Annotated in this window: 11 protein-coding genes; 9 read left to right on the forward strand and 2 right to left on the reverse strand. The window is 65.8% G+C overall.

From position 1 onward, the window contains the following. Positions 1-301: 301 nt before the first annotated feature. Positions 302-442 (forward strand): DUF397 domain-containing protein, encoded by a 141-nt coding sequence (locus U9978_RS21445; protein WP_322762945.1) that lies wholly within the window; start codon positions 302-304, stop codon positions 440-442. Positions 443-658: 216 nt separating this feature from the next. Then, entirely contained in the window at positions 659-919 is a 261-nt protein-coding gene (locus U9978_RS21450; protein ID WP_322762946.1) for a hypothetical protein, read from the forward strand. Positions 920-2,030: 1,111 nt separating this feature from the next. On the opposite strand, the gene U9978_RS21455 is transcribed toward U9978_RS21450, so the two are convergent. After that, positions 2,031-2,606, reverse strand: coding sequence for a Uma2 family endonuclease (locus U9978_RS21455; RefSeq protein ID WP_322762947.1), 576 nt, complete (start codon positions 2,604-2,606; stop codon positions 2,031-2,033). 350 nt (positions 2,607-2,956) lie between these two features. On the opposite strand from U9978_RS21455, the gene U9978_RS21460 reads away from it, so the two are divergent. Next, a complete protein-coding gene (locus tag U9978_RS21460) occupies positions 2,957-3,577 on the forward strand; it encodes a DUF4381 family protein (RefSeq protein ID WP_322762948.1) in 621 nt (206 codons plus the stop codon). Positions 3,578-3,635: 58 nt separating this feature from the next. On the opposite strand, the gene U9978_RS21465 is transcribed toward U9978_RS21460, so the two are convergent. Further along, positions 3,636-3,848, reverse strand: coding sequence for a hypothetical protein (locus tag U9978_RS21465; protein WP_322762949.1), 213 nt, complete (start codon positions 3,846-3,848; stop codon positions 3,636-3,638). Positions 3,849-3,972: 124 nt separating this feature from the next. Between U9978_RS21465 and U9978_RS21470 the strand changes: the two genes are divergently transcribed. The 6 genes from U9978_RS21470 to U9978_RS21495 all read left to right on the forward strand — a co-directional run bounded on the left by U9978_RS21470 (position 3,973) and on the right by U9978_RS21495 (position 8,612). Then, positions 3,973-4,179, forward strand: a complete 207-nt coding sequence (locus U9978_RS21470; protein ID WP_322762950.1) for a hypothetical protein — start codon at positions 3,973-3,975, stop codon at positions 4,177-4,179. A gap of 513 nt (positions 4,180-4,692) precedes the next feature. Then, on the forward strand, positions 4,693-5,376 hold the full coding sequence (locus tag U9978_RS21475) for a vWA domain-containing protein (protein WP_416211082.1): 684 nt from the start codon (positions 4,693-4,695) through the stop codon (positions 5,374-5,376). Then, a complete protein-coding gene (locus U9978_RS21480) occupies positions 5,373-6,203 on the forward strand; it encodes a PP2C family serine/threonine-protein phosphatase (protein WP_322762952.1) in 831 nt (276 codons plus the stop codon). Before U9978_RS21475 ends, U9978_RS21480 begins: the two co-directional genes overlap by 4 nt. After that, positions 6,200-8,140: a hypothetical protein gene (locus U9978_RS21485; RefSeq protein ID WP_322762953.1), complete on the forward strand. Its 1,941-nt coding sequence runs from the start codon at positions 6,200-6,202 to the stop codon at positions 8,138-8,140. Before U9978_RS21480 ends, U9978_RS21485 begins: the two co-directional genes overlap by 4 nt. A gap of 8 nt (positions 8,141-8,148) precedes the next feature. Then, positions 8,149-8,289, forward strand: coding sequence for a type II toxin-antitoxin system RelE/ParE family toxin (locus tag U9978_RS21490; RefSeq protein ID WP_322762955.1), 141 nt, complete (start codon positions 8,149-8,151; stop codon positions 8,287-8,289). Further along, on the forward strand, positions 8,286-8,612 hold the full coding sequence (locus U9978_RS21495; protein ID WP_322762954.1) for a helix-turn-helix transcriptional regulator: 327 nt from the start codon (positions 8,286-8,288) through the stop codon (positions 8,610-8,612). Before U9978_RS21490 ends, U9978_RS21495 begins: the two co-directional genes overlap by 4 nt. Positions 8,613-9,273 lie beyond the last annotated feature (661 nt).

Below are 9,273 nucleotides of genomic sequence, written 5' to 3' on the forward strand. Positions count from 1 at the left end.
CCGGCGCGTGCACCAACACCCACCACCGAAAGGATCACCATGTCCGAGGATCGCACCCGTAAGAGCGACCGGCAATAGGGGGCGCGGCGTCGCGGGGCTGGGGCACGCACCTCGCGTCGTTGTCGTCGGTCGACACCCAACACCTCCGGTGCCTCCCTCCTTCGCCTCGCGATCTACGTGCCCCAGCCCCGTTCCTTGATCCACGCCCCTATTGCCGGGCGCTCTAAGCCGAACCTGACCGACTTCGACCCGACCGCCGTCACCTGGCAGACGTTCCAGCTTCAGCAACGGCGCCGGGGGCATGTGCGTGGAAGTTGGAGTGCACGACGGCGGGATGGTCGTCCGCGACTCGAAGAACCCGGACGGGCCTGTGCTGTCGTTCTCCCACGCCGAGTGGGCCGCGTTCGTCGACGGTGTCGAGAACGGCGAACTCCGCTTCTGATCTAGCCGTTCGCCCCGCGGTGCTCTCGGCCAGACCATCGGCCGGGGCACCGTGGTGGTAGCGCGCGGCCCGGCGCAGGTAAGGCGAGCGGGGCCGCCACGCACCGTATCGTCCAGGCCCCACCTCGTCCGGACGCTCATCGGCTTACCCTTAAATCCGTAACGGAGCAGACACGGAAGGCGCATCCAATGGCGTGGAACAAGCGGGGTAGCACCGATGGCGGCGCAAGCACCGGTCGAGATGGATGAGGCCCCAGCCGGCGAGACCCCGGTCGTCCCGATGCTGGCACTTGTCGCGTGCAGCAAATGCCGGCGCCGCCGTGGCGCCCAACTCGGCTCCACCGGTGTTGTGGAGCCGATCCCCGAGATGGGGACCTGCCCGCACGGCAAGCCGCTACGGAAAGTTTGGGCGCCGGGCCACGGGCCGGGCTCGGAGCCGCCGGCCGAGTCGGGCTGGGACGCCCGGCCGCCGGTGTAGGTGATTACGCCGCCGATGCGGGGATCGCCGATCCGATCCCCGCCACGGTGTTACCCGAACTGATCGCATGGATCCCGACTGCCGGCCTGTCCCACCGGCTCGGACCCATCCCGCCAGAGGCGTGGCAGCGCGTAGACCAGATCCGCCGCCGCCGCCATCGTCGTCGTTCTGGCGGTCGCGGACTTTCTGTTCCTCGTCGGCGATGACTGCGTCAACGGTCTTCTCGATGTCCTTGGCATAGGCGAGAAGTGGGTTGATCGACGGGATGAACAGGCGAGCGCAGGTCTCATCCTCGACACCTCACATGCGCACGAACCGGCCCACGACCTGGATAAACAGCGCAGACGAGAGATCCCGCTGTCGATTGGCCGCGGCGGGCTTCCGGCTCGACATCACGCCGCTGCCCCGGTTCGAGGTCGTGGTGGACGAGCGCGGCCGGCCGTTCACCGTGCCGGACCGGCTGCCCCGGCTCCCGCTGCGCCAGGCGTTGGCCCTGGTCCGGCTGCCCACCCATCTCAACTGGTCGGACCCGGAGCGGACCTACGACCTCGCGGACCGGCAAAGACAGTATGGCGCTGGAGACAAGCGGACAGTCCCGGGATGCGCTGCTCGGATTCACCGAGGCCACAGCCCGTTTCAGGGAGGACCCGAGGCCCGAAGTCCGGACGATCGTCGCAAGTTGTCTGTTCCGCATGGGTGTCATCCTGGCCTACACAGGTGACGTGGAGGCTGCACTGGCAACCTTCGACGATCTGCTGCTGTTCCACCAGCCCAGGCCGCTGGAGATCGTCGAGCTTGCTCGCAAGCATCGGGCGCTCCTGTCGGCCCGAGGCGAGTTCCGCATCGTCAGCGCGGAGGTAGATTACGCCATGAAGCGCGTCGGGGAAGCGACTCGGCTCGGCGAGGCCGGCCATTTATCGGACAGCATCGAAATTTCCAACGAGATTATAACAAAATTTGGTCTGGCCGATTATCCGGACCTGCGTCTCCTGGTCGCGCAGGCGCTCTACAAAAAGGGCATCGCGTTACGGGATCAGGCCCGTAGCGGGCCCGGCCCGCTCGGGTGCGCAGATCCTCCACGCGGCCGACGTCCAGCGTCTCGGTCCTGCGGTTACTGCCGAGCAAGTTCGGCGGGGTCGAGGTCGACCGGGAACGGGCAGGGGATTACCGTCCGCTCGCCAGCTGAGGCGGTGACCGTATGGACGAGCAGGCTACGTCGGAGCTCGGAGACGATGATGTGCGGTTTCGGCGCCAGCTCGAACCGCCAATACACGGCAATGCCCGTGTCTGCGTAGAGCTGCGGTTTGATCATCCGGTCTTGTGGCTCGCTGCCGGGCGACACGATCTCGACGACCGCCAGCACGGTACCCACCGGGTACCGGATCGGGTCGGTGGCCGCGAACTTCCGCTCGACGATGGCAATATCCGGCACAGCCAACCGGCCACCAGGTGCCTCCACGTTCACTGCTTCCAGCACTTCTACGGCCGCGCCGGCGGTCGAGGCAGCGGCCTCGAGGAGGTTCGCCAACCGCCGCGACGCTCGTTGGTGCGGGGTCCCAGGAGCCGGACTCACCGTTAGGACACCCGGCGTAAGCAGCTCGTACCGGGAATGGTCCCCGGTACCGGCGAGAGCCTCAACGTCCGCGATCGTCCACGGGCCGACATGTTCGGCAAACGCGACACTCACGGGCTCCCTCCTCACACCAGCTCGACCTACCCGCTCCAGTCTCCCACGAACATCCACCAACCAGTAGCGGACAAGGACTGTGAACATCGCAGGCATATGCAGGTCCGTACACACGGTTCAACCAGACGGCAGGCGACTGCTTGAGCACACAGCTCCACCGCGCGACCTGCTGCTTCGTCGATGTGCCACCTTGCGATGTGTTGTGTGTCAATAGTTTGTGTGTGGTCAATCGGGGTTCTGGTCGTCGGGGTTCGCCGGCGGGTCGGCGGCGCCCGAGTGCTCGCCGTACTCGTCCATCTCGGGGCCGCCGAGTGCGGGGGCGTCCGGTGGGGTCGTCGGCGAGTGAGCGGGTGTTTCTCTGGCTGGCGCGGGTGGGGTTCGGCGGCTTGTTTCTCGCCGCGCTCGTCCAAGGGCTCGTGGATGCGTGGGGCTGGTGGACGCTGCCCGCCGGAATCCTCGTGGTGCTGGCAGCGGTAGGGGTGTTACTCGCGGTGCGCGCCCGCAGGATTCACGAGATCGGGCGCAGGGCGGCGGTGGCTGCCATCGACGCACTGAACCCAGCCGAGTTCGAGCATCACGTCGCGGATCTTCTGAAACGTGACGGCTGCCTGCAGGTGCGCGTGGTCGGAGGTCGTGGGGACGGGGGTGTGGACGTGCTCGCCCGTACCCCCCGGATGGCCCGGATCGCGGTGCAGTGCAAGCACTACCCGGGTCGTGCTGTGGGTCCGTCCGCGGTGCGGGACTTCAACGGCTGTGCGTGGACGGATCATCGTGCCGATATTGCGCTGCTGGTCACCTCGGGCCGGTTCACCGCTGCGGCCGCGGACTTCGGCCACCGTCACCGCATCCAGATGGTCGACCGGGAGGTGCTCACGCGGTGGATGGCCGGCGAGCGGATCCTGCTTCGTGTCCCGGCGCCCCGGCGTGGCCACACCGATGTCCCGCCTACCCCTGGGGGACCCACACGATGATCGTTTTATGCGTCGTCGGTGTCGACGGCGGCGATCAGCGGCCCGGTGTCCCAGACAATCACTCGGGGTCGCGCCCCAGTTCCGCGCGCAGGATCTCAGCCGAACGGGCGGCGAGACCACCCTTGCCGCTGTACAACGCGCCTACGAAATCCGGCAATGGCCACTCGTCACCGGCGCCCTCGGTCGGTGCGCTCTCGTGCACGAGAGTTGGGATCGGCGCCACTTGCGACTCTGGTAGGCGGTCGATCAGACCATGCAGCTCATCCCGCATGGTATTCACCTGCCCAGGATACGACCACCGCGCGACCAGCCACCGAGATCCACCGGCACGCGGGCCGAACGGTGCACCGCAGCCCCCGCACAAGCACGTTCTGAGGTGGCACAGGAGCGTCGACGTGACCACAACATCTGACGATCACGATCGTCAGATGGGCCGGAAGTGTCCGAAACCGCAGGGCGAGCTCGACCTGAGCCTGGGCATCTCGCCCACGGGTGGCCCGTTGCCGATCACATCGACGCGGTTGGCCGCGCTATGGGACGCGCTCTCGGCGGCCCACGATGCGCTCGGGTTCGCCGCGGCCACTGGCGACAACGAGGTGTGACTATGAGAGCGAGACTTGGATCCGGCGCTGATCTTGTAATCGTTCTGGTCCCCTTGGTGATCATCGAGTGAGGAGGGCGTGTTTGCGGAGCGGGTCGAAGTTGACGCGGCCGTATAAATGGTGTTTGACCGTCTTGATACAGTTGACGTTGCCTTTGACGACGCCGGAGCTGGGGGTTCGGCGAGGCCGGCGAGCACGGCGTCACGGGCGGCTTCGCCATCGCGCTGCTGTCGCCATGCCGTCTACATCTTGCGGCGCCGGGTCGACCGTGGTCGCGAGCGCAGTTCTGGCACTATTGACACTGCATTTTCGGTCCGACGCCCGGCCTACGCCTCGTCGCTCGTCGTGAGGTATGTACGGGTGTACGTGGCCACGCGCGTGGAGACCGGCTGGCGGCCTCGACGCGCCCACCCGCAGGTCCGGCCCACCGGGTCCGGCGGTGGACGCCCCGCAAGCTGGCACCTCGTCGTTGAGCACCCCGACAACGCCCGCCCGACCAGGATTGAGATGGGGATGACCGAGCAGATCGGATACGACAACTTCGACTTCGGACACCAGCCTGAGGTGGACTTCGCCCTGAACCCCGAGCCGCGGTGTCCCTGTCTCCTGCTGCTGGACGTGTCTGGGTCCATGAACGGTCAGCCCATTCGAGAACTCAACGCCGGTCTCAGGGCATTCCAGGATGAACTCACCTCAGACGACCTCGCCGCGAAGCGCGTCGAGGTCGGGATCATCACCTTCGGACCGGTGCAGGTGGCGACCGACTTCGTGTCTGCCTCGGTGTTCACAGCGCCCGAATTGCACGTGCAGGGAGCCACCCCGATGGGCGAAGCCATCACCCGAGGTCTGTCGTTGCTCCGTGACCGCAAGACTGAATACAGGAACAACGGGGTGAAGTACTACCGCCCGTGGATCTTCCTGATCACAGACGGGGAGCCGACAGACAACTGGCATGCGGCCGCCCACGCTGTGCAGGCGGGTGAGGCTGCGAAGGAGTTCGCGCTTTTCGCCGTCGGCGTGCAGGGAGCGAACATGGAAATCCTCCGCCAGATCGCTGTCCGCCAGCCGCTCGCGCTGCAGGGACTCAAGTTTCAGGAACTCTTCCAGTGGCTGTCCAGTTCCCTGGGATCGGTGTCCCGTTCGGCCGTCGGCACCGAGACGCTGCTCGCGGCACCTACAGGGTGGGCCGCCGTTTGACCTGGCGCGTCATCGCGAGGTCCGAAGCCGGCACCTCGCACATCAAACGAAGCCTGCCCTGCGACGACGACTGCCTCTTCGCGCAATATCGGCTTCCGTGTGGCGACGAGTTGCTCGCGGTCGTTGTCGCGGATGGCGCGGGCAGCGCCGAACACGGTGGCGAAGGGGCACAGGTCGCGATAGCAGCGGTGGCTGCGGCTCTCCAGTCGCGCCTGGGCGAATCAGAGATCATACTGGATGCCGGCCTGGCCGAGATCCTGGTGACGGCAGCACACGACGGAATCGCGTCGAAGGCCACCAACCACAACCTCCGTCCTCGAGACTTTGCCTGCACCCTGCTTGGTGTGCTCGCCGCGCAGACGCTCGGGACGATGGTTTTCCAGATCGGAGACGGCGGCATCGTCCTCGACGTCGGGAACGGGCTGGAACTCGCCGTAGTACCCATGGTTGGGGAGTACGCCAACATGACGCACTTCGTCACGCAGGACAACTTCCGCGAGGTCCTCGCCGTCCGAACCTTTGACCCACTGGCTACGAAGATCGCAGCATTCACCGATGGCCTGCAGCGAATCGCGCTCGATCTCGCCACGGACGTACCCCATGAACTATTCTTCAGGCCCTTTTTCAAGGCGCTCGAGGATGCCAGATCCGAAAACGAGGAAGTTCTGCTCGACCAACTCAGCCTGGCTCTGGGACGGTTCCTGCAAGGACCGCTGGTCAATGAACGTACCGACGACGACAAGACACTAGCTATCGCAGTCTGGCTCGGCGACGTCGACCCAACCACGGCCAGCGACGAACTGGGAAACTCGGACGCACGGGCATGAGCACCACCCGGCTGTTCACGTCAACGGGAGACGAACTGTCGCTCGGCCCGACTCTCGGCAAGGGCGGCGAAGGTTCCGTCCACCAGATCAACGGAGACTCGAATCACGTCGCAAAATTGTACCACAAGATCCCTGACGGCGACCGGCAGGAGAAGCTTCGGTTGATGGCATCTCTCAGGGATGCCGACGTCCGGAAATTTGTCGCTTGGCCAGTGGAGACCCTGCATGTGGACCGGGGAGGTCCCGTCCGGGGCTTTGTCATGCCAACCGCAGGCTCCTGCGTTCCCGTTCATCAGCTCTACAACCCCGGCCACCGCAAGCAGGAGCAGCCCCAACTGTCGTGGAAGAATTTGCTGGTCACGGCGCGGAACACGGCGGACGGCTTCGCCGCGGTCCACCAGCGTGGACTGGTCGTGGGTGACGTCAACGAGAACTCGGTGATGGTCGCCCCAAATAACGGGCATGTGATGCTGATCGACGCAGATTCATTTCAGGTGAACGCGGATGGCCGGGTCTTTCCCTGCCTGGTCGGGGTTCCAGACTTCACCCCGCCCGAGTTGCACGCGGTCGGTGACTTCAGCCGGATGGTCCGAACCGCCAACCACGACAACTTCGGTCTGGCAATCCTGATCTTCCAGCTGCTCCTCGGCGGACGCCATCCCTTCGCGGGTCGTCCGCTCCGCAACGATGTCGGCAACGATATGTCCACTGATATCAGTGGCTTTCGGTTTGCCGACGCCCTGGACAACAGCAGCCGCGGATTGGTCCCGCCACCGACAGCCGTTCCGGTGACCATCCTTCCTGCTGTGATCCACGGCATGTTCACCCAGGCGTTCACCGAGCCCGGGATCCAGCACCGGCCGACTGCTCGGGAGTGGGTATTGGCTCTCGACAAACTGCGACCGCAGACAGCCGTGTGCCACGCCAACTCACACCACGCTTACCCAGCACACGTGAGGGCGTGCCCCTGGTGTTCCCTCGACAGTTCGGGAATCGTGCATTTCGTCAAGGCGCAGGTCGCCGCGAAGGCGCAAGCGGCGGGGGTCACCATCGCGGCGCTGTGGGCGCAGATATCTGCAGTTCCGCCCCCGGCGGAAATCGTCGTACCCCCCAGCACCGGGATTAAGCCTGTTGCGCAGCCGCTCCCGGCGGCGGTGCGCTCAAAGGCAACACCATTCGTCGTCTGGCCCATCGTGGTCAGCCTGGTTATTGCACTGATGGTAATTGCGGGTGCGCTCGGACTCCTGGCGCTGGTGTTGCCCGGTTTTGTGGGTCGGTGGCTCAAACGCTACGGTGAGCCCAGGCGTCAGGAGAAGGACGCGCGCCTGCTGGCAGGGCAACAGGCGCGCGATGCGCATGCAGCCGCGATCCGTGAGGCAGAGGAAGCTGGCCCAGCAGAGTTTCAGACTCTCCGTGATTCGCTTGCCAGGCTCTACTCTGAGTACACCGTCGAGATCCCGAAACGGGAGAGGCAGACACTCGCAGAATTTGACCGCACCGTGCGGGATCGCCAGCTGCGCCGTCACTTGGAGCGGCAGTACGTCAGCAGGGCCTCGATCAGCGGCGTTGGCCCGAGTCTCAAGCAGCGGCTTGCAGCGTACGGCGTCAACACCGCTGCAGATGTGAACAGCTCCAAGGTAATAGGAATCCCCGGTTTCGGGGAAGTGAAGACTAGAGCTTTGGTCGCTTGGCGTGACTCCTGTGAACGTGCCTTCCGCTACAACCCCCATGACCCTGCTACGCCCAAGGAACGCGACCAGGTGCTCGGAGTTCACCAGAGGCGGCGCAGATCCATCGAGAACGAGCTTCAGCGCGGTCTCGCCGAACTCCAGCGCCGCAGCCAGCTCCGGCCAGAAGCGCGAGCCGAAATTGAGCAGAAGCTAGCCGCCACGGCCCGGCAACTCGCCCAGGCGGACGCCGACCTGGCTGTCCTCTAACGAGGCTCCTGTTCGTCTTCGATCCTGAGCGCCGCGCGGTCCTGCTTGTCGCCGGAGACAAGGCCGGGCAGTGGTCAACCTGGTGCGACAGGGCGATCCCGCTGGCCGAGGCCCGCTACGCCCTCCACCTCGAGGAGCGTGACGCATGAGCGCCACCCATGGGTACGACAGGGACGGCTTCCTTAGCGAATTCTTCCCCGAGGAAGGTGACCGCCGCGAGGTCGAGGCGGGGGCAGAGCGGCTCGTGGCAGAGAACCGCGCGCATCGGCTCGCCGAGATGCGTCGGCGTCTGGGCCTCACCCAGGCGGACGTCGCCGATCGCATGCACGTCCGACAGGAACGTGTCTCCGCCATCGAGCGGGCAGGCGTTGATGCCAGCGAGCTGCGCACCCTGGCCGCCTACGTCAAAGCGCTCGGGGGACACCTTGAGATCATCGCGGACTTCGGCGGGGAACGGCTCGTCATCGGCTGAAAGCTGCCAACCCGGCCGCCACCCCCATGATCACGATCGGCAGACGCACCGTCCCTCTGGAACCGCCAGGTATACGGAACATCTGTTCGGTAGATGATGTTCGGGTGGGCGCGGTCATCGGGCATCGCGCCTGGCCAGGGCCCGTGCGGCGACCGGGCGGACGGTGATCTCAGGGCCTGCAACCAAGACCAACCTGTTCGGATGCGGCGCCGACACGGCACGGAAGCCCAGCAGAAGCGCCTCGTCGCCCAACTGGAGAAACTCGGCCTGAAAGTAACCGTCGAACCCAAACAGCCCGCAGCCTGACCACCCGGGAGGAATAGCCACAACCAAACAGCCGCTGTGACGCTGGGCGCGACCACCCGGCGCGGTCAGCCACGCCCGCAACCACCCCGACTCCGGGCGTGAATCTCGCGGCAAGCTGCCCGCGGAGGATCGAGCAACTCGGTGGCGCGGGGACTGGGACGGATGGCCCAAGCCGACAGTCCCGCAGCGGGGACACCCAGCGGCCGGGTGACGACGCGTCCGCCCACGCGGCCGGGCGGGCGCGTAGGGCGGCCTCACGACACTGACCGTGCCGGCAGGGGTTGAGGTCCCGGCGCAACGGTAATAACGTGGTCGTTATCATGGTTGCATGTCCTGGGACGTCGTGGTCCACCCC

Source organism: Protofrankia sp. Cr2 (assembly GCF_963555885.1).
In the GTDB taxonomy this organism is placed as follows: Bacteria; Actinomycetota; Actinomycetes; order Frankiales; family Frankiaceae; genus Protofrankia.

Excerpts from the sequence above, each read along its gene's own strand:
- U9978_RS21485 (WP_322762953.1), top strand. The coding sequence starts at position 6,200 with ATGAGCACCACCCGGCTGTTCACGTCAACGGGAGACGAACTGTCGCTC.
- U9978_RS21450 (WP_322762946.1), top strand. The coding sequence starts at position 659 with ATGGCGGCGCAAGCACCGGTCGAGATGGATGAGGCCCCAGCCGGCGAG.
- U9978_RS21465 (WP_322762949.1), bottom strand. The coding sequence starts at position 3,848 with ATGCGGGATGAGCTGCATGGTCTGATCGACCGCCTACCAGAGTCGCAA.
- U9978_RS21445 (WP_322762945.1), top strand. The coding sequence starts at position 302 with ATGTGCGTGGAAGTTGGAGTGCACGACGGCGGGATGGTCGTCCGCGAC.
- U9978_RS21495 (WP_322762954.1), top strand. The coding sequence starts at position 8,286 with ATGAGCGCCACCCATGGGTACGACAGGGACGGCTTCCTTAGCGAATTC.
- U9978_RS21475 (WP_416211082.1), top strand. The coding sequence starts at position 4,693 with ATGACCGAGCAGATCGGATACGACAACTTCGACTTCGGACACCAGCCT.